This is a genomic window from Larkinella ripae, from assembly GCF_054780775.1.
The window spans coordinates 774,825-794,363 of the sequence record NZ_BAAGVR010000028.1; the positions used below are offsets into that span (position 1 = coordinate 774,825).

A 19,539-nucleotide genomic window follows, 5' to 3' on the forward strand; every position below is an offset into this window, starting at 1 on the left:
GGGACGGTTTTTTTGTGTCACCAGGCCGCAATTACCAATTTCTCTTTTTTATAATGGATACTTTATCTCAACAGTTGAAGAGTTTGTTTCCGGCGGAAGACCAGATTCCGGCGGAGTATCGGATTGAACCCCTGCACCAGCGCGACTACCTCGTCGGTGGGGAGATCCGGTCGTGGGACGGACCGACGCAGGAAGTGTTGTCGCCGGTTTTTGTGCAAACGACCGATGGCCTGGTCCGGAAAGTTATTGGCAGTTACCCGCTTCCGATGGACGATAACGAAGCCCTGGACGCGCTCGATGCGGCCGTGCGGGCCTTCGACAACGGCCGGGGCGAATGGCCCACGATGGCGGTGGCCGACCGCATCGGCTGTATGGAGCGGTTTGTCGGGAAAATGATGGAGCAGAAAACCGCCGTAGTAAACCTGCTCATGTGGGAAATCGGCAAGACCCTCGGCGATTCAATCAAGGAATTCGACCGGACGGTGCAGTACATCTACGACACCATCGACGCCTTCAAGGACCTCGACCGGGCCAGCTCCCGGTTTCGGATCGAGGAAGGCATTATTGGCCAGATCCGGCGCTCACCCCTGGGCGTCGTGCTGTGCATGGGGCCGTTTAATTACCCGCTCAACGAAACCTATACGACGCTGATTCCGGCAATTCTGATGGGCAACACGGTTTTGTTCAAACCGCCGAAACACGGCACCTTGCTGCACCACCCGCTGCTGGAAGCCTTCCGGAGCTCGTTTCCGAAAGGGGTGGTCAATACGGTTTACGGCCGGGGAGCCACGGTGGTGCCGACGCTGATGAAATCGGGAAAAATCAACGTGCTGGCCTTGATCGGGTCGAGCCGGGTGGCCGACAGTCTCAAAAAAATGCACCCCAAAAGCAACCGCCTGCGGGCGGTGTTGAGTCTGGATGCCAAAAATGCCGCCGTGATTCTGCCCGATGCCGACATTGAGCTGACGGTTAAAGAGTGTATGCTCGGCACCATGTCATTCAACGGGCAACGCTGCACGGCCCTGAAAATTCTGTGGGTGCACCGCTCCATTGCCGACGCCTTTCTGCAACGCCTGGGCGAAGAGCTGAACAAACTAAAACCGGGTTTGCCCTGGAGCAAAGGCGCGCAGGTGACTCCGCTGCCGGAACCGGGCAAACCGGCTTACCTGGATGAGTGTCTGCGGGATGCGGAAGCGCAGGGGGCCCGCATCCTGAACGAAGGGGGCGGCACCACCGTCGAATCGTTCGTCTTTCCGGCGCTGGTTTATCCGGTGAAGGAAGGCATGAAATTATACCGGGAAGAACAATTCGGGCCGGTGGTTCCGGTGGTGCCTTTCGATAGCCTCGAGGAGCCGATTCAATACATCATCAATTCGGATCACGGGCAGCAGGTCAGCATTTTTGGCAGCGAAACCGGGCAGATTGCCCACCTGATCGACCCGCTGGTGAATCAGGTGAGCCGGGTGAATATCAACGCCCAGTGCCAGCGCGGACCGGATACGTTTCCGTTTACGGGCCGGAAAGACTCGGCGGAAGGTACGCTGTCGGTGGAGGATGCCCTGCGGTCGTTTTCCATCCGGACGGTGGTGGCCACCAAAGATACCGATCCCAACAAGCGGATTCTGAACACCATCGTCGAGCAGCAACAGTCCGAGTTCTTATCGACGAAGTTTATTTTTTAGCAATACGGTTTCGGTTTACGGGTTTCAGTATTCGGTTGTCGGTTTTCGGCATACGGTTTTCGGCATACGGTATACGATTTTGGTGCTGATGCTTACGCTTTCAGTGCTCTTTCTTTGTTATTCGTTATCGAGCAAGGAAGGCATCAGCCCACTGAAAACCGTATACCGTAAACCATAAACCAATAACCGGATACCGAATACTGTAAACCGAAAACCGTAAACTCTTTTTGTATATTATTAATCCGATTTTAATTTCCCGCTCCCTCAATTTCTCTTAATCGTATGAACCCATCCGCGCCGGTACGGTGTTAGGATCAGGATAATTTGGTCCGATAACAACAATCCCCGCTGGTATGGCTATTGAACTACTACCGATTGATCGCGTCAGCAAGGCCGACAAGACCCTTTTTAAAGAATCGTATTTTAAAAAACACCAACCCGCTATTATTCAGGATTTCTGCCACGACTGGCCGGCCTACAAAAACTGGTCGTTTGAAAAGTTGAAAGAACGGGCCGGGCACCTCACCGTCGATTTGTACAATAACAAGCCTGCGGATCCGGACAAAAGCACGATGTTCGTCGATGAGCGAATGAATTTCGGGGAATACCTGGACAAGATCGGTTCCAACGAGCAGGTTGAACTGCGGATTTTTCTTTTCAACATTTTCAAGCACATTCCCTCGCTGAAGAAAGACATTCTGAAACCGGATCTGGTCGACGGTTTTGCGATGAGTCTGCCGTTTATGTTCTACGGGGGGGCCGGGTCGGTGGTGCACATGCACTATGACATTGACCTGTCGCACGTTTTCCTGACCCAGTTTGTGGGCCGGAAGCGGGTGGTTTTGTTTGCGCCCGAATACACTCCGCTGCTGTACCGGCTGCCGTTTTCAGTCATTACCTACACCAACGTTAACAACCCGGATTACGAGAAATACCCGGGATTGCAGCACGTCAAAGGCTACGAATGCACGCTGGAATACGGCGAAACACTCTATATGCCAGCTGGTTACTGGCATTATATTGAATACATCGACGGCGGCTACGCCCTGGCGTTGCGGGTTCTGAACGAATCCTGGCTGAAACGGATTGAAGGCGCCTGGAACCTGCTGGGCGAAATGCGGATCGACAACTTCATGAAGAAGCATTTCACCAAATTGTGGTTTGAATACAAAAACCGCAAAGCCTTCGAGAACGCGGACGAAGCCATCAAACTGGTCCGCCGTTCAGCAGAACTGGTGGTGTGAAACCCTTTTTTTTCGCAACCCGGCCCGAAAATTGGTTTTCGGGCCGGGTTCTTTTTTGGCCTTCTTCGACGCCGTTTGGAAAGAAATAAGACACGGACAAGAACGAATCATGAATGGATTAGTGGTTTTCAATCCGAGCCCAATCCATTCGTTATTCATCGTTTTACCGGTCTTATTTTCCAATGAATCCGGAATCGGGCTGTAACTCGCCTGCGTTGTTACCTGGTAACCTTTTCTCTCTTTTTTATATTCATTTGAAAAATGATACCTTGCGTCTACCCTTACTGTACTCTACTTTACTATACTCCTAAATCATCCTCAACCGAAACCTTGATTTCCTATGATGAGACGAATGCTAGTGGTAGCCGGCCTGTTGATGCTGCAACTGGTGGCCTACGCCCAAACCCCGTTTACCCACGGCCGATTGCGGGTTTCGGACAACCAGCGGTTTTTGGTTCACCAGGACGGAACCCCGTTCTTCTGGCTGGGCGATACGGCCTGGGAGCTTTTCCACCGGCTCAATCGCGAGGAAGCCGACCGGTACCTGAAACGCCGGGCCGAGCAGGGCTTTACGGTGGTGCAGGCCGTGGCGCTGGCCGAACTTGACGGTCTGAACACGGCCAACGCGCTGGGCGACAAACCATTGGTGGACAACGATCCGGCGAAACCCAACGAAGCGTACTTTAAACACGTCGATTACATCATCGGAAAAGCCGCCGAGCAGGGCATCGTCGTGGCGCTGTTGCCCACCTGGGGGGATAAACTGGACAAATCCACCTGGGGCAAAGGGCCCGAGATTTTTAATTCACAAAACGCCCGGGCGTTTGGCAAATGGATCGGAAACCGCTACAAAAACCGGGAGAACATCGTCTGGGTGATGGGCGGTGACCGCACACCCCGCCAGGGTTCCGAGGATGTGGCCGTCTGGCGGGCTATGGCCGAGGGGGTAGCCGAGGGCGTGGGCGGACACGACAAGGCATTGATGAGCTTTCATCCGCAACCCAATTCGCTCGAAATGGGCGGTTCGTCTCACTGGTTTCACAATGACAAGTGGCTGGATTTTAATATGTTGCAAAACGGCCATTGTCGGGATACGCCCACGCACGACAAGATTGCCCACGTCTACAACCGGACGCCAGCAAAACCGGTGATGGATGCCGAGCCGATTTACGAAGACCACCCGGTTTGCTTCAATGTAAAGGATCTGGGCACGTCAAACGCCTACGACGTGCGGAAATATGCCTACCTGGACCTGTTTGCCGGGGCCCACGGCCACACCTACGGATGCCACGACATCTGGCAGATGTTTGCACCGGGCAAGGAGCCGACCAACGGCCCGCACTTTGCCTGGTACGACGCGCTGGAGTTGCCCGGCGCCAACCAGATGCAGTTGGTCCGCAGGCTGGTGGAATCGCGGCCGGTGTTGGACCGGGTGCCGGATCAGTCGCTGGTGGCGGAAAATAATCTCGTTCCGGCCGAGCGCATCCAGGCGACGCGGGGCAAGGATTACGCCTTTATTTACAGCGCAGCCGGTCGGCCGTTTACGGTTCAGCTCGGAAAAATTAGCGGAAAGGAGGTCAAAGCCACCTGGTTCGATCCGCGCAAGGGCGAGGTAAAACCGGCGGGGACGTTTGCCAACCAGGGCAGCCAGGCAATGAAACCGCCCACGACCGGCTACGGGCAGGATTGGGTGCTGATCGTGGACGATGCGTCCAAAAATTTCGCCATGCCGGTGGCCGCCCGCTAAGGCATTTTCAAAAACCGGGTGTTGAGCTCAACACCCGGTTTTTCATCACGACCGGATTTGGGCCGGGTTGCGACGGCCCCAGAAAACAAAAAGAAGGAAGGCCAGCAGGACCAAATTGAAGGGAGTGTTGGCGGCTTCCCCGCGGGCGAAATGGAACCCAATGGCGCAAACTTGAAGTGCCGCACACCCCAGAGCCGCCAGACCCCTCAGCCCCGGCCTGATTCGGGTGAACATGGGCAAAACCAGGCCGATGCCGCCCGCCAGATCCAGAACGCCCGTCAACCGGACCAGCCCCGGGTAGTCGCCCGCCCAGGGCCACATTCCGGCGAGCGTCAGAATAGGAGTAACGAGTTTGAAAAGGCCGGTGCCGTCAAAGAGGAGCGCCAGCAGAATCTGAACGGTCCATAAAGCGATGTGCAGCGGTTTTGAGGGGTGGCGGTGGCGGATCATGGGAATACGCAGTTGGTTGGTCCCGCAAAGGTCACTACTTTTGCCTTCAAAAAAGCGGGCGGTTACCTGCACGTAAGCACCATGATTTTAACGGAGGGCACAACCAAACAGCTCCATTGCCTGGACCAGATGCGGCCGATTCGCGATGCGCTGGAGGTGATCGGCGGGAAATGGAAAATTATCATTCTGACGGCCATCATGCAGGGAAACCGGCGGTTTACGGAAATTGAAACGAGCCTTCCCAACATCAATCCGAAGGTGCTGGCCAACGAATTGAAGGACCTGGAGGAGCATCTGTTGATCCAGCGCATCGTCCGGGACCATCTTCTGATTGAATACGTCGCCACGGAGTATTCCTATACGCTCAAAAAGGTGATGATGGAATTACACGCCTGGGGCACCAGCCACGGGGAGAAAATACGAGGCCAGTAACGAAACCGCCCATGAAAAAACCGGCAAAACCGTCCGAATCAGACCAAGTGGCCGCTTTCATGGCCGCGCTCGATTACCCGTTGAAGGCGGAGGTAGAAACGCTCCGGCAGCGCATTAAAGAGGCCAGTCCGGAGCTTAGCGAACGCATCAAATGGAACGCGCCGAGCTACTACACCGAAGCCGATCTGCTGACGTTCAACTTCCATTCGGCGAAGGAAATCCGCCTGATTTTCCACCACCCAGCCATCGTGGACATTGCATCGGACTGGCTGAAAGGCGACTACAAAGACCGGCGGATCATGTATTTCGCCAGCAGCGCCGAGGTGGAAGCGGGCCGGGAAGAACTCGGAAGAATCCTGAACGCTTACGTGGCACTTGCCAAAAAAAATAAGGCCTGATTCACCGGGTTTTACCAGAAAAACCGGGTTGCGAACCAGTAGTATTTGAAACCGGGTGACTCTTGCTGGGGAATTGAAGCCATTTCCTGCACACACGAATGAAACGACGCAACTTTGTGAAAGCCTCCCTGCTTACGGGCTCGGCGGCCGGTTTTCTGAATCCCCTGGATCCGGCAGCCACCCCGGAAAATTCTGCTCAAAATCCGGCTCCGGAATTTTATGAACTCCGGGTTTATACCTTAAAAAACGGTCGGCAGCAGAAGCTGGTCGAAACCTATTTCCAGCAGGCCGCCATTCCGGCCCTCAACCGGCTGGGCAGCCAGACGATCGGCGTCTTTACGGAGTATCTCGCGCAGGGTTTTACGAAACTGGTGGCCTTGATTCCGTATCCGTCGCTGGACGCTTACCTGAAAGCGCCCGATTTACTGGCCCGTGATGCCGCCTACCAGCAGGCCGGAGCCGATTACCTGAACGCAACGGCCACCGAACCCGCCTACGAACGCATTGAAAGTTCGTTGCTCAAGGCGTTTGCCTACATGCCGAAACTGGAAGCGCCGGCGAAAAAACCGCGTATTTTTGAACTGCGTCGCTACGAAAGCCCCACCGAGGTGACCGGGCAAAAGAAAATCGAAATGTTCAACGAGGGCGGTGAAATTGCCATTTTCAAACGGGTGGGCCTGACGCCGGTTTTTTTCGGCGAGACCCTGATTGGGCCCTTGCGCCCCAACCTGACGTACATGCTGACCTTCGACGACATGGCCGAACACGACCAGAACTGGAAGACCTTCGGGAGTGATCCGGAATGGAAGAAAATCAGCGCGAAACCGGAATACGCCAACGCCCGCATCCTGTCGAACATCACCCGGACGTTTCTGGTGCCGACGGCTTTTTCGCAAATCTAAACCGCTTACTTTCTCTTTCTACCGCAATGAGGGCAATGGATACCGGTTCGGTGCAACTGGGCTATGAATCGACGGAACCAAAGCGCCGGGGGCCGCACGAAATTCTGGGTTTTCGGTCGTCCAGACACCAGCCGGTTCCCGAGACGCCCGCGCCGGAGGGGATTTTTTACGATGGCACGGCGCACCTGATGACCATTGCCGCCACGGGTGCGGGCAAGGGGCGGGGCGTCGTGATTCCGACCCTGCTGACGTATCCCGGTTCGGTGGTGGTGCTCGACCCAAAAGGCGAAAATTACCAGGTGACGGCCCGGGCCCGGCGCGAAATGGGTCAGCGCGTAATCCGGCTGAATCCCTTCGACATCAACGGCCCGGAAACCGACGCCCTGAACATGCTGGACCTGTTCAAGCTGCCCAATACGGACGTGGAAACCGAAGCCCAGATGCTGGCTGAACTGTTTTCCAACGGCAGCCGGGGCACACGCGAACCCTTCTGGGATCTAACCGCCTGCATGCTGCTGGCCGGAGTGATTGGCTACGTCGTAACCATTCTGCCGCCCGAAGAACGCACGCTGCAATCCATTCGGAAAGTGCTGTTTTCCAACTCGGTCGACTACGACATTGCCGTCATTCTGGACACGCACGGGAAAAACCTGCCCCGGGCCACTTACCACCAGCTGGCGGCTTACCTGTCGATGCCCGAGCGCGAAACCCGCCCGAGTGTGCTGGCAACGGTGAACGCGTATCTGTCGCCTTTACTGAGCGAACAGGTTACCGAAGTGACCAGCCTTTCGAGTTTTTCGCTGCTGGATTTCCGGGCGGGTGAACCCATTTCCATCTACATCATTTTGCCGCCCGACAAGATCAAATCACACCGGGCGCTGATCAAGGTGTGGGTGGGGGTGCTGCTGCGGGCCGTCACCAGCCGGGAATCCATTCCGGAATTGCAAACCCTCTTTTTGCTGGACGAAGCCGGACAGTTGGGCAATTTTACGTATTTGCAGAGCATCATCACGCTTTGCCGGGGCTACGGCCTGAAGTGCTGGACGATCTGGCAGGACATGGCGCAACTGGTGGCGAATTATCCCGACGACTGGGAAACGCTGATGAATAACTGTGGGGTGCTGCAATTTTTCGGTTGTAAAAACTTCAAAGTAGCCCGGAAGATCGAGGATTTTACCGGCGTTCCCGCCAACGAAATCCGCCAGTTGACGGACACTGAACAGTTGGTCCTGATCGACAGCCAGCCGATTTTTTCGAAACGGATGGATTACCTGACTGACCCCCAGTTTGCCGGGCGGTTTGATGCCAATCCCCTGCACCTGCGTAGCCGGATGAATGGCAAATCGGCCGGTTCCGGGATGTAGCCGGTTTTTGTTGGATAACCGAACCGGAAGTCCCGGTTTTTTGGAAAAAGTAAATTCAAAATAGTTAGTAATGATATAAATAAGTGGGTTTTGGTTTCCTATTGTTAATTCTATAACATATATTTGCTAGGTATTATAGTATAACTAAAATATAATAGGACGATGCAACCAATCCAATCCCGCATCTGGGACGGCCAGAAAATGCTTTACCTGACCGGGCTGCCCATGACCCCGGAACCGTACTTATCCATCTGGCTCCAGGAAGCCATTGCAACGGTCAATCAAGAGCCGCCGACGGAGGAAGTAGCCGACCAGACGACGGTTTCCTGGCGGCTGATGCGCACCATTGGGCAGTCGGACCGGCAGGGAATTTTGCTGTACGAATGTGATCTGGTGGAGTGGGACGGTCGGATTTTCGAGATTGGCTGGTCGGGTCAACGCTGCGGGTATGCCTTGTTCCAACCCCTCGGTTCCGGTGAGTTTCCGGCGTTTTCGCTCAGCGCCCTCCACGCCCGGCAGCTGCGGGTGCTCGGCAACCGGTACGAAACTCCGCAACTGCTCGAACAGCGATTTCTGGTGCAGGCTGCGGCCTGAGCGGACGCCCAATTAATTGATAACCAAGAAGCTTGTACGTGCCCCTTCCAACCGAAGCCGGCGCCTGCAAGCTTTTTTGTTGGCTGCCGGGTCGAAAAAACCGGCTCGTCGCAACCGCCCGTCCGGCCGTCGTCCCGAAACCGGATCAGTTCATCAATTGCTGGCGTTTTTCGCGGTTCGACGACGCCGAATGCGTGAAAACGAGTTCCTTGGCGACGTCCGGTTTTGGACTGCCCAGAATCCTGGCCAGGGTGGCTTCCACCGTCGGTCGGTCGTCGTCAAAATCGCCGTGGTGACGGGCCGTCGAGCGTTTGCGGGGGTCTTTGGTTTCGGTGTTCGGCGACTGAATCCAGTCCACCTGTTTCGACTTGAAGAGTTTGTCCAGTTCGGGATCGAAAAAATCGCCGTCATTGGGATTCAGCGCCTTGTCGATGAACCGGGCCAGCCCCAGAATGGGTTCGCCGTTCGGACGCAACAACGGAATGCGGGGTTTGGCTTCAAAGGCATTCGACACTAGATACAGCAGTGATTTGTTGTAAATCCGGGCGCAATGATCGTCCTGTTCGGCTTCGTCGGTCAGGGTAAAAAGCGCAAACCGTTTGATTTTTTTGCTTTTAATCGCGGGCAGATACTTCTCTTTGAACAGGGAAACTGTGCAGGCCGGAGCCCACAGGGTGCAGGATTCGACCGTGAGCCCGAACGTATTGGTGAGCAGCTCAATAACCGGCCCCTGAAAAATGCTCCCGGCGCTGTGGCCCACCACGTGAATTTCGATCTCTTCCCGTTTCGCCAGTTGGGCAATCTGTTCCAGCGCCAGCAGCGCCCCACCGTTTTTTGCCGTCGCCAGCCGGGCATTTTCCTTCATTTCGTCCCACTGGAGCTTGCCCATCACGGCGCGGGCCACCGGTTCCAGCGCGTCATCCAGCCGGTCGAGCATAAAATCCTTGCTGGCGTCCAGAATCCCCTCGGGCCGACGGCGTTTCAAGGCATCCTGTAAAATATTGGTGGTAGTCGTCCAGAAATCCGTGTGCCAGATGAACGAAACCGGGTACACTTGGGCATCCAGCAGGGCGGGGCGGTAGTCGGCCAGCCGCTGCACGGCGGCATCTTCGCCCACCAGCCCACCGTGGGCGTACAGGAGTAAACGTTTCTTCGTCCAGTTTTTCGTCATCGCCGGAAAGTCGTCCTGAAAAATCGTTTCCACCTCGGCTTCGGAGGTGCCGAAACTGCCGCCTTCGTTCAACCGTCCGTCGTTGCCCAGGCTGATGATGTGGGGCCGCAGCGACGAAAAGGCGTAGGCGTTTGATTTGCCGGATGCGGCCGAATTGCTGATGGCAATGGACTGGGGTTCGGCCAGCGTCACCGGTGCGCCCAGCCGGGCCACCCAAACGTCGGTTCCGTTCACCAGCCAGTCGTCGTACGAAATCAGGGCAAAACCGTCTTTTCCCCAGGTTGGCCCCCACGAGTTCTGGATCCAGAAACCGGTCTGATTATACCCCACGATCGCAAAGGCGTGACCGCCCAGCACCTGCCCCGAATGGGCGATCAACCCGTCGGCCTGAACGTTCCGCCAGCCTTCGTGAACCGAGGCCGTCGCGTACAAAATACCGACTTCGGCCATGGCGCTGTGCATCGCCACCAAATCTTTGTGGTTCACCCGGTAATAGGCCCCCAGCGGCCGCAGCCGACCGTCGCGGGTCCGGGTTTCGGTGAGTCGCTCTTTTTTGCCGGTGGCCTGGTAGGGCCAGCAATCTTCCGCGCAAATACCGTGTTTATGCCAGCCTTTCATGGCCCCGCGCGCGCTCGAACCGCTGTAATCTTCGCCCGGCCACTCGTCGTAGCGCCGGGCCATTTCGTAGAGCATCCGCGGGCTGACGGGCTTGGGATCGGGCACCACTTTGCGCCGGAGCAGGAGGTAATTGGCGACGGTGGCGAGTCCAAAACCGGTGCAGGCCCCTTCCTGGCCCTGATCCAGAATCGGTACCTTCCAGCTTTTGTACTCGTCGAGGTCGATGCGAACCGGCACTTCGTACAGGTTGGAAACGTAAATTTTATCCCGAAAATCGAGCGTGTCGGGCCGGGCGTTGAATTCGCTTGTGCTAATTGGGGTAGGGGTCGCCATTTTTTTGATGCGTTAAAAGGTAAGCGGTAGAATGGAGGGGCTAGGGCGCTTTGCGGGCCTGGGCTTCGAGAATGAGCTGGATCTGCGCTTTTTCTTCCGTAACGTGTTCGTAACTACCTTGCCCTGCGGTGGACAATTTTCTTAAATTGGCTGAATTGATCACCGTTCGGCCAAACGTCAACACGCTTAGGTTGATGCTTTTCCGGGCAAACTGACCGACCGATTCAAACGTCTTTTCGCTGATGGGAAACTCGCCGTCGGTGGCCAGAATGATCCGGTTGTTGCCGGCCGGAATAAAATGGGTATCGGCCACCTTGTAGGCGGTCCGAATGCCTTCGTTGCCGTCGGTTTCACCGGTGGAGCGGAGTTGGTCGATGGCCTGGATGATGTCGGCGGTTTTGGCCCCGGAAGTCGGCGGCAGCACCACGTTGGCCTTGCCCGAATACACCACAATCGACACCTGATCTTCGGGGCGCAGCAGGGGGAGCAGGGATTTGATCGCTTTTTTGAGCAACGGAAGTTTGAACGGCGATTCCATCGAGGCCGAGACATCGAGCAGCAGCACCAGGTTGTTGGTTGCAAAACCGGTCAGCGTGGGTGCGGCCCCGGTGGGCGCCGGGGCCGGATTGGCGGGCATCGGCGCGGGCGGTTCCGTTTTTTCAAGGCGGGGTGCGGCTTCGCGCTCCGGTTTGACGGTGCTTGGTCGTTGAAACGCAAACAGATTGGGTTGGTTGACCATCTTCAGCACCCCGGTTCGGGCCAGCGCGCTGAATTGGTTGTAGAGATACACCAACTGTCCGTTGTAGAAATAATAAAACGATTCGTACGGATGCGCGCCGTACGACCGGTTTTTCGGAGAAATTGGCTGTATCTGGGCTACTTTTTCGGCAAACTGACCGGAGTTTTCGGCCACATCCTCGTACGGCGTATACGGACAAAGGCCGTTGCTGCGCCCGTAACGCGGGAGTCCTTTCAGGTTTTTGTATTCGTCCGTGATCAGGTTTCGCCTGTGAGTCAGGATCTTGTCGGTTTGGGGCAAGTCGGTGGTTTCTTCCTTCATGAAATCCCGCACCCCGAACAAAACCGCCCGGTCGTCGTCGATGGCTTTCAGCAGCGCCTGTCCGGCCACGTGCCACGAACTGGCCGGATTTGCCGGTTTATAACTTTCGTGAATCCGCCGGACATCGGTATACAACTGCTCCTTTTTCTGGTCAAACAGGTCAAACAAAACCGCATACCGGTCCAGAATTTCATCCGAACGGTTCAGCCGGTCCTGTTCATACCCTTTCTCCTGCGTGTACCCAATCAGCTCGATGCTCAGGCCATCCATTTCCTTCAGCATGTTCATCAGCACCTCGGCCTGGCTGTTGATCGGTGTCCGATAAGTAACCGGAATGGCCTTGCTGTTCGTCAGCAGAAGCTGGTAGTCGGCCGCCGGAACGTGGAAGGCGTTGTGGTCGTAGGTGAGTGGAGCCCGGCGCCGATTGGGGTCCGGATTGCGGCAATATTCCGCCGACGACTGGTAGTTCCGCACCTGAAGCTGGAGGAGGTTCATTTGCCGCAGCGATTCGTTGATGAAGTCGATGTAGGCATTCAGGGCGTGAAAGGTGGCGTCGCTGGCGGGCAGAACCGACGGTTTGGTGTTGAACACCACCAGCGGCAGGTCCCGAAACGGCTCCGTGCGCGTAGTTTTTGACGCACTGGCACCCACCGTCTCCAGGACGAAAACCGGGGCGAATTTGGGGTAATCGAGCAGGCGTTTGTGCGGGGCGCTGGACGTGACAAACGTCTGGTAAAACGCCCGCAAATCGTTGTTGTAATGATTGAGCAGGTTCCGGTAAACCGCGTTGCCGTGCCGCGCCGACTGCCGGGCCGCAAACGTGTAACCGTTCACCGCATTCTGTTTCAGGTCCTGAATGGATTGGAGCGCGCTGCGAAACGAGCCGATCATGCTGGAAGCCGGGTAGGCAATTTTCGACGCATTTTTTCCAAAACCGGCCAGCCATTCCACATCCTTCAGCATGCTTTCGCGCAGGCTGTCCACCGGCCAGGCCGACGGACTTTCTTCGTTGAGAACATACGGCCAGGCCGCCAGCGTTTGTTGCTCCCGGCTCAAAATCTGCACCATTTCGCGTTCCAGTTCAAGATACGGATCGCTGGGGTCGTAAGGCTGATACTGGCGGTAAATTCGCTGAATCTGGCGGTAAAAAGCCTCGCGTTTGCGGCTGATCTGGCCCGCCTGCTTTTGCAGATCGGCGAGCAGCGCATCCGATTTTTTCAAGCCGTCGCGTTGGTAGTCCTGTAGCCGGACGTAGGTTTCCAGCGCCTTCCCGGATGCATCGAGCGTTTCGAGCAGGTGCCAGAGGGCTTCGGCTTCGGCATTCAGGTGCTGGCTTTCGGCGGCACTGAGTCCCGAGTGGGTGAGGTCGACGGCTCTTCGGTAGTAAAATTCTTCCAGCGGTCCCGACGACGGAAGCCGCAGGAGCGTCGTGGGTTTGGTTCGGAACTGCCGGGTCGCTTCGTAGTACGGATGCAGCATCTGCATCCGGTCGGACACCAGCTCGGCCGATTGATCCAGAAACGCCACGTAGTGATTCAGGGATTGCGGGGCCGGATTGCGCTGGGCGTACGCCGATCCAAAAACCGTCAGAAAAAACAGGGCTAGCAAGCAGGTGGTGTGCATAATTGTTTCAGAATCAACCGGTCCGCAAGTTGGGCGCTTTGCGGCAAGATCGCGATACCGTTTACGAAAAACCGTATTTCTACGTCCGAAAACCGGGTGATTGACCGCGGGTGAAAATAAATCCTTCTGGAAAATTGATCAAATCTCCAAAATTCTGAAAACCGCCTTCCGGAACATATTTTCCGCCAAAAGCGGTAAGTCGGGGGCGGTTTTGTCTTATACCGGTAATTCAAAGGCTATTTCTTCGGTTTCCGATTTCCTGATCCATGATTCAAATCAACAACGCCCTTCAACCGGCTGACTTTTCCACCCGACTTCAGCAGTTCTGGGAGCTATCCGCCCAAAAGATCAACCTCATTGACCGCCAGTACGATACCGCCAAAGGATCCCCGGTTTTTACGGTGCAGGGCCAGTATACCACCCGCGGCTGGACCGAGTGGACCCAGGGCTTTCAGTTTGGCTCGTCCATTCTCCAGTTCGATGCCACCGGCGACACGCATTTTCTGGAAACGGGGCGGCAAAAGACCCTCACGGTGATGGCTCCGCACATCAGTCACACGGGGGTGCACGACCACGGCTTCAACAACGTGAGCACCTACGGCAACCTGCTGCGGCTCATGAACGAGGGTAAAATTGCCTTCAATGAGTGGGAAAAGAATTTTTACGAACTGGCGCTGAAGATATCCGGGGCCGTGCAGGCCAACCGCTGGACGGCCGTCAAAACCGGGGGCTTCATTCACTCGTTCAACGGGCCGCATTCGCTTTTTGTCGATACCATCCGGTCGTGCCGGGCGGTGGTGCTGAGCCACAGCCTGGGTCACGTTTTCCAGGGTGAAGGCGACGTGGTGATCAACCTGCTCGACCGCGGTTTGCAGCACATGAAAGCGACGGCCGACTACTCGGTTTTTTACGGCGAGGGGCGCGACACGTACGACCTCTGGGGCCGCACCGCCCACGAAAGCGTGTTCAACACCAAAGACGGCAATTTCCGCTGCCCCAACTCGCAGCAGGGTTATACCGGTTTTTCGACCTGGACGCGCGGACTGGCCTGGGCCATGTGCGGTTTTGCTGAACAGCTCGAATACCTGGATACGATCGACAAAACCGAGCTGGAACCGTTCGGCGGCTGGGCGGTCATCGAAGCGTACCTGCTGAAAGCCGCCCGCGCCACCTGCGATTTTTACATCGAACACACGCCCGTCAACGGAATTCCGTACTGGGACACCGGCGCGCCGGGTCTGGCCAACATGGGCGCCTACCTCGACAAACCCGCCGATCCGTACAACGATTTTGAGCCGGTAGACAGCTCGGCAGCCGCCATCGGTGCGCAGGGGCTGCTCCGTCTGGGAAGATACCTGTCCGAAAAAGGAGAACAGGAAAATGGGCTGCGGTACTGGCAAGCGGGGTTAACGGTGTTAGATACGCTGTTTCAGGAACCGTATCTGAGCACCGATCCGGACCACCAGGGCTTGCTGCTGCATTCGATCTACCACCGGCCCAACGGCTGGGACTACGTGCCCGAAGGTAGCAAAATTCCGTACGGCGAGTCGAGCATGTGGGGTGATTACCACGCCCGCGAAGCAGCCCTGTACCTCCAGCGGGTTCTGAACAACGAGAAGTACTATACCTTTTTCGGAGCGCTGTCATGAACGAGAATCCGCAAACCGCAGCTTCGGCCCGCGAACCCTCGTTCACGGACTTTTCCAAACTCTGCGTGCACACGATCACCACCAAACCCTGGTCGGTGGAGGAAGCGGCCGAGCATTTTGCCCGTTCGGGCATTGGCGGCATCACGGTCTGGCGGGACGCGCTGGCCAACCGAAACATTCAGCAAACCGGCCAGTTGCTTCGCGATCATAACCTGACGGTGGTTTCGCTCTGTCGGGGCGGTTTTTTTCCGCATCCGGATGCGGCCGGTCGCCAGGCGGCCATCGACGACAACCGCCGGGCCATCGACGAAGCCGCCGAATTGGGGGCTCCGCACGTTGTGCTGGTCTGCGGAGCCGCGCCGGGTCAGCCGCTGACCGAATCCCGCAAGCAGATCCGCGACGGAATTGCCGCCCTTTTGCCCCATGCCGAAGCTAGCAACGTCAGGCTGGCCATTGAGCCCCTGCATCCGATGTACGCCGATAACCGCTCGGCGGTCAATACCTTGGGGCAGGCCAACGACATGGCGGAGGAGCTGGATTCGCCGTTTGTGGGCGTAGCCGTCGATGTATACCACCTCTGGTGGGACCCGACGCTGGAACAGGAAATTGTCCGTTGCGGTAAAAACGGCCACTTGTTTGCTTTTCATATCTGTGACTGGAAAACGCCGACGCTCGACCTGCTCAACGACCGGGGATTGATGGGCGAAGGCTGCATCGACATCCGCCAGATCCGCTCCTGGGTCGAAAAAACCGGGTTTAGCGGGTTTAACGAAGTTGAAATCTTTTCCCATCACTACTGGGCGGAAGACCAGACCGAGTTTCTAGAGAAAATAAAATACGGGTATCGGTATCATTCCTGAAACCGGGTAACCACTAGCCAGTGAACCAATCCAACCATACAGCCATCTAACCATTCATTACAAGTGAAAGAACACAAAGTCGGTATTATCATGAACGGCGTTACGGGCCGAATGGGTACGAATCAGCACCTGTTGCGTTCCATAGCCGCCATTATAAAGCAGGGCGGGGTGAAAGTCGGAGCGGATGAGGTCATCATGCCGGACCCGATTCTGGTGGGCCGCGATGCTAATAAACTCGAAAAACTCTGCCAGCAGTCGGGCGTGACGAAAATGACGACCAACGTCGATGAAGCCCTGGCCGATCCGCATAACATCATTTATTTCGACGCCCAGACCACCGGGCGCCGGGCCGAGGGAGTCCGCAAAGCCGTCGAAGCCGGCAAGCACGTTTACTGCGAAAAACCGACGGCGGTGAGCACGGAGGTGGCCCTGGAACTGTACAATCTCTGCACCGCTGCCGGCCTGAAGAATGGCGTCGTGCAGGATAAACTGTGGCTACCCGGTTTGCTGAAACTGAAACGCCTGATTCAGAACGGCTTTTTCGGGGAAATCCTGTCCGTTCGGGGCGAATTTGGCTACTGGGTATTTGAAGGGCACACGATTCAGGCCCAGCGGCCTTCGTGGAACTACCGCAAGGAGGACGACGGCGGGATCATCGTCGATATGCTGTGCCACTGGCGCTATGTGCTTGACAATGTGTTTGGTAAGGTGAAATCCGTGTCCTGTCTGGGCGCCACGCACATTCCCGAACGCATCGATGAGCAGGGAAAACCGTATGCGGCCACGGCCGACGATGCCGCTTATGCGACCTTTGAACTGGAAGGGGGCGTGGTGGCGCAGTTCAACTCCTCCTGGACCACGCGGGTTCGGCGCGACGACCTGCTGACGCTGCACGTCGACGGTACGAAAGGCTCGGCGGTGGCCGGGTTGCGGGAGTGCTACATCCAGCACTACGGCAACACGCCCAAACCGGTCTGGAACCCCGATATTGAGCAGCCGATCAAGTTTTTCGAAGGCTGGGCCAAAGTGCCGGAGCAGGAAGTTTTTGATAATGCCTTCAAAGTGCAGTGGGAGCTGTTCCTGAAACACATCGTGAAAGATGAGCCGTTTCCCTGGGATTTGCGGGAGGGGGCCAAAGGCGTTCAACTGGCCGAAAAAGGCATTGAAAGCTGGGAAAAACGCTGCTGGGTTGATATTCCGGAATTATGAAAAAAGTAGCGTTTGTAACCGGCGGGAGCCGGGGCATTGGATACGGAATTGCGGAGCACCTGGCGAAAGCCGGTTTTGATCTGGCAATCAACGGCGTTCGGCCGGAAGAATCCGTTGGCGAGGCCCTCAGCGGCTTGCGGGAACTGGGGGCTGAGGTCATCTATTGCCAGGGCGATATTGCTTCCCGCTACGATCGTTCGCGCATGGTGGAGCAGATCCGGTCGCATTTCGGTCGGCTGAACGTGCTGGTCAACAATGCCGGGGTGGCACCGAAAGAGCGCCGGGATATTCTGGAAGCAACCGAGGAAAGTTTTGAGCACGTGGTATCGACCAACTTGCAGGGGGCGTATTTTCTGACGCAGGCAGCAGCCAACTGGATGGTGCAACAAAAGGCTGAACAGAAGGCATTTGCGGGTAGTATAATAAATGTATCCTCGATCTCCGCAACCGTCGCGTCCGTCAACCGGGGCGAGTATTGCATTGCGAAAGCCGGGTTAAGCATGGCAACCCAGTTGTTTGCCGCCCGGCTGGGGGAGTTCGATATTCCGGTTTTTGAAGTCCGGCCCGGCATCATCCGGACGGACATGACCTCCGGGGTGGTCGTAAAATACGATAAACTGATTGAGGAGGGATTGACGGTCCAGAAGCGCTGGGGCTTTCCCGACGATGTGGGCCGGGTGGTGGCCGCCCTGGCCCGGGGCGATTTCCCGTACTCGACCGGGCAGGTCATCATGGTCGATGGCGGCATGACGATTCCCCGGCTTTGAGTTGTTTCACAGCGGTAATCAGAGAACATCAGACCTTCTCTGATTACCGCTGGTTTCCACCGATCAACTCTGTGAACTAACAGGTAATAATTCTCCTAAACTCCCTAAAAAATGCAAAACGACTCCCGCAGAACCTTTCTGAAAACCGCAGCCACCGGCTCCCTGGCCGTGCTGGGCTTGCCGACCATCATTCCGGCCCACGCTTTCGGGGCCAACGACCGCGTCCGGGTCGCCGTCATCGGCGTCAACGGGCGCGGGCAAAGCCACATTTCCGGTTTTTCCGCCCTGCCCAACGTGGAAGTTGTCACGCTCTGCGATGTCGATAACGTCATTGCGGCTGAGCGGGCGGCCGAATTCGAGAAAAAATATTCCCGCAAGGTGAAAACCGAGCAGGATTTGCGCAAGGTGTACGAAGACAAAAACATCGACGCGGTGAGCATTGCCACGCCCAACCACTGGCACGCGCTGGCGGCCATCTGGGCGTGTCAGGCCGGCAAGGATGTGTACGTCGAAAAACCGGGTACGCACAACCTGCGCGAAGGCCGGAAACTGATCGAAGCCGCGTCGAAATACAACCGTATGGTGCAGCACGGCGTGCAGTTGCGCAGCTCCACGGCCATTCAGGAAGCCATCAAGCACCTGCGCGACGGCCTGATCGGAAAGGTGTACATGGCGCGGGGACTGGTCTACAAATGGCGGCCCGACATTGGAAACAAGGGCAACGGACCGGTTCCTGAGGGACTGAACTGGGATTTGTGGCAGGGACCGGCCAAAACCCGGGACTTCAGCAAAAATTACGTGCACTACAACTGGCACTGGTTCTGGGATTACGGCAACGGCGACATCGGCAACCAGGGCATTCACGAAACCGATCTGGCGATGTGGGGACTGGACGTGGGCCTGCCGGAAGAGATCAGCTCGACGGGCGGCAAATACCTCTGGAAAGACTGCAAAGAAACGCCGGAGGTGCTGACATCGACCTACAATTATCCGAAAGAAGGAAAGGTGATTCAGTTTGAAGTGCGCCCCTGGATGACCAACAAGGAAGACGGCGTGGAAGTGGGCAACCTGTTCTACGGCGACAAAGGCTACATGGTCATCAACGGCTACAACGATTACAAAACATTTCTGGGCAAGGAGCGCACCCCCGGACCGGCGGGCCACGCGGGCGGGGATCACTACCTGAACTTTATCGAAGCGGTTCGGTCGCGGGATAAAGCGAAGCTGAACGGCCCGGTCGAAACCGCCCACCTGTCGTCGGGTCTGGCGCACCTGGGCAACATCGCCTACCGCCTGGGTCGCCAGTTGAAGTTTGACCCGAAAAAAGAAGAATTCATCAGCGATTCAGAGGCCAATTCGCACCTGAGCCGCCAATACCGGTCGCCCTACGCGCTGCCGAAGCAAGTATAACGTTCGGTTTACGGTATACGGTTTTC

The 19,539-nt window shown here is 56.5% G+C and carries 16 protein-coding genes; 13 read left to right on the plus strand and 3 right to left on the minus strand.

The window, feature by feature from the left end:
- The first annotated feature begins 53 nt into the window (after positions 1-53).
- The 3 genes from ACYVHX_RS25095 to ACYVHX_RS25105 all read left to right on the plus strand — a co-directional run bounded on the left by ACYVHX_RS25095 (position 54) and on the right by ACYVHX_RS25105 (position 4,673).
- Positions 54-1,682, plus strand: a complete 1,629-nt coding sequence (locus ACYVHX_RS25095; protein ID WP_460674448.1) for an NADP-dependent glyceraldehyde-3-phosphate dehydrogenase — start codon at positions 54-56, stop codon at positions 1,680-1,682.
- A 353-nt stretch (positions 1,683-2,035) separates the two neighbouring features.
- Positions 2,036-2,926, plus strand: coding sequence for a cupin-like domain-containing protein (locus tag ACYVHX_RS25100; protein ID WP_460674449.1), 891 nt, complete (start codon positions 2,036-2,038; stop codon positions 2,924-2,926).
- 343 nt (positions 2,927-3,269) lie between these two features.
- Positions 3,270-4,673 (plus strand): glycoside hydrolase family 140 protein, encoded by a 1,404-nt coding sequence (locus ACYVHX_RS25105; RefSeq protein ID WP_460674450.1) that lies wholly within the window; start codon positions 3,270-3,272, stop codon positions 4,671-4,673.
- 45 nt (positions 4,674-4,718) lie between these two features.
- On the opposite strand, the gene ACYVHX_RS25110 is transcribed toward ACYVHX_RS25105, so the two are convergent.
- The gene (locus tag ACYVHX_RS25110; RefSeq protein ID WP_460674451.1) at positions 4,719-5,123 is read right to left on the minus strand and encodes a DoxX family protein; all 405 of its coding nucleotides are present in this window, start codon (positions 5,121-5,123) and stop codon (positions 4,719-4,721) included.
- Positions 5,124-5,204: 81 nt separating this feature from the next.
- Between ACYVHX_RS25110 and ACYVHX_RS25115 the strand changes: the two genes are divergently transcribed.
- From ACYVHX_RS25115 to ACYVHX_RS25135, 5 genes are all read left to right on the plus strand, one after another.
- A complete protein-coding gene (locus ACYVHX_RS25115; protein ID WP_460674452.1) occupies positions 5,205-5,555 on the plus strand; it encodes a winged helix-turn-helix transcriptional regulator in 351 nt (116 codons plus the stop codon).
- A gap of 11 nt (positions 5,556-5,566) precedes the next feature.
- Positions 5,567-5,953 (plus strand): DUF1801 domain-containing protein, encoded by a 387-nt coding sequence (locus ACYVHX_RS25120; protein ID WP_460674453.1) that lies wholly within the window; start codon positions 5,567-5,569, stop codon positions 5,951-5,953.
- A 98-nt stretch (positions 5,954-6,051) separates the two neighbouring features.
- Entirely contained in the window at positions 6,052-6,855 is an 804-nt protein-coding gene (locus ACYVHX_RS25125) for an NIPSNAP family protein (protein WP_460674454.1), read from the plus strand.
- 26 nt (positions 6,856-6,881) lie between these two features.
- On the plus strand, positions 6,882-8,219 hold the full coding sequence (locus tag ACYVHX_RS25130; RefSeq protein WP_460674455.1) for a type IV secretory system conjugative DNA transfer family protein: 1,338 nt from the start codon (positions 6,882-6,884) through the stop codon (positions 8,217-8,219).
- 162 nt (positions 8,220-8,381) lie between these two features.
- On the plus strand, positions 8,382-8,813 hold the full coding sequence (locus tag ACYVHX_RS25135; RefSeq protein ID WP_460674456.1) for a YopX family protein: 432 nt from the start codon (positions 8,382-8,384) through the stop codon (positions 8,811-8,813).
- A gap of 145 nt (positions 8,814-8,958) precedes the next feature.
- Here ACYVHX_RS25135 and ACYVHX_RS25140 read toward each other — a convergent pair whose 3' ends face one another.
- Entirely contained in the window at positions 8,959-10,935 is a 1,977-nt protein-coding gene (locus tag ACYVHX_RS25140) for a C1 family peptidase (RefSeq protein ID WP_460674457.1), read from the minus strand.
- 40 nt (positions 10,936-10,975) lie between these two features.
- Entirely contained in the window at positions 10,976-13,618 is a 2,643-nt protein-coding gene (locus ACYVHX_RS25145; protein ID WP_460674458.1) for a vWA domain-containing protein, read from the minus strand.
- Positions 13,619-13,884: 266 nt separating this feature from the next.
- On the opposite strand from ACYVHX_RS25145, the gene ACYVHX_RS25150 reads away from it, so the two are divergent.
- The 5 genes from ACYVHX_RS25150 to ACYVHX_RS25170 all read left to right on the plus strand — a co-directional run bounded on the left by ACYVHX_RS25150 (position 13,885) and on the right by ACYVHX_RS25170 (position 19,513).
- A complete protein-coding gene (locus ACYVHX_RS25150) occupies positions 13,885-15,267 on the plus strand; it encodes a glycosyl hydrolase (RefSeq protein WP_460674459.1) in 1,383 nt (460 codons plus the stop codon).
- A complete protein-coding gene (locus ACYVHX_RS25155) occupies positions 15,264-16,127 on the plus strand; it encodes a sugar phosphate isomerase/epimerase family protein (protein ID WP_460674460.1) in 864 nt (287 codons plus the stop codon). Before ACYVHX_RS25150 ends, ACYVHX_RS25155 begins: the two co-directional genes overlap by 4 nt.
- 63 nt (positions 16,128-16,190) lie before the next feature.
- Positions 16,191-17,336, plus strand: a complete 1,146-nt coding sequence (locus ACYVHX_RS25160; RefSeq protein WP_460674461.1) for a Gfo/Idh/MocA family protein — start codon at positions 16,191-16,193, stop codon at positions 17,334-17,336.
- A complete protein-coding gene (locus ACYVHX_RS25165) occupies positions 17,333-18,103 on the plus strand; it encodes a 3-ketoacyl-ACP reductase (protein ID WP_460674462.1) in 771 nt (256 codons plus the stop codon). Before ACYVHX_RS25160 ends, ACYVHX_RS25165 begins: the two co-directional genes overlap by 4 nt.
- A gap of 111 nt (positions 18,104-18,214) precedes the next feature.
- Entirely contained in the window at positions 18,215-19,513 is a 1,299-nt protein-coding gene (locus tag ACYVHX_RS25170; RefSeq protein ID WP_460674463.1) for a Gfo/Idh/MocA family oxidoreductase, read from the plus strand.
- The last annotated feature ends 26 nt before the right edge of the window (positions 19,514-19,539 follow it).

Bases quoted from the DNA above. Each gene is read 5' to 3' on its own strand.
- ACYVHX_RS25095 (WP_460674448.1), top strand. From the start codon at position 54: ATGGATACTTTATCTCAACAGTTGAAGAGTTTGTTTCCGGCGGAAGAC.
- ACYVHX_RS25100 (WP_460674449.1), top strand. From the start codon at position 2,036: ATGGCTATTGAACTACTACCGATTGATCGCGTCAGCAAGGCCGACAAG.
- ACYVHX_RS25105 (WP_460674450.1), top strand. From the start codon at position 3,270: ATGAGACGAATGCTAGTGGTAGCCGGCCTGTTGATGCTGCAACTGGTG.
- ACYVHX_RS25110 (WP_460674451.1), bottom strand. From the start codon at position 5,123: ATGATCCGCCACCGCCACCCCTCAAAACCGCTGCACATCGCTTTATGG.
- ACYVHX_RS25115 (WP_460674452.1), top strand. From the start codon at position 5,205: ATGATTTTAACGGAGGGCACAACCAAACAGCTCCATTGCCTGGACCAG.
- ACYVHX_RS25120 (WP_460674453.1), top strand. From the start codon at position 5,567: ATGAAAAAACCGGCAAAACCGTCCGAATCAGACCAAGTGGCCGCTTTC.
- ACYVHX_RS25125 (WP_460674454.1), top strand. From the start codon at position 6,052: ATGAAACGACGCAACTTTGTGAAAGCCTCCCTGCTTACGGGCTCGGCG.
- ACYVHX_RS25130 (WP_460674455.1), top strand. From the start codon at position 6,882: ATGAGGGCAATGGATACCGGTTCGGTGCAACTGGGCTATGAATCGACG.
- ACYVHX_RS25135 (WP_460674456.1), top strand. From the start codon at position 8,382: ATGCAACCAATCCAATCCCGCATCTGGGACGGCCAGAAAATGCTTTAC.
- ACYVHX_RS25140 (WP_460674457.1), bottom strand. From the start codon at position 10,935: ATGGCGACCCCTACCCCAATTAGCACAAGCGAATTCAACGCCCGGCCC.
- ACYVHX_RS25145 (WP_460674458.1), bottom strand. From the start codon at position 13,618: ATGCACACCACCTGCTTGCTAGCCCTGTTTTTTCTGACGGTTTTTGGA.
- ACYVHX_RS25150 (WP_460674459.1), top strand. From the start codon at position 13,885: ATGATTCAAATCAACAACGCCCTTCAACCGGCTGACTTTTCCACCCGA.
- ACYVHX_RS25155 (WP_460674460.1), top strand. From the start codon at position 15,264: ATGAACGAGAATCCGCAAACCGCAGCTTCGGCCCGCGAACCCTCGTTC.
- ACYVHX_RS25165 (WP_460674462.1), top strand. From the start codon at position 17,333: ATGAAAAAAGTAGCGTTTGTAACCGGCGGGAGCCGGGGCATTGGATAC.
- ACYVHX_RS25170 (WP_460674463.1), top strand. From the start codon at position 18,215: ATGCAAAACGACTCCCGCAGAACCTTTCTGAAAACCGCAGCCACCGGC.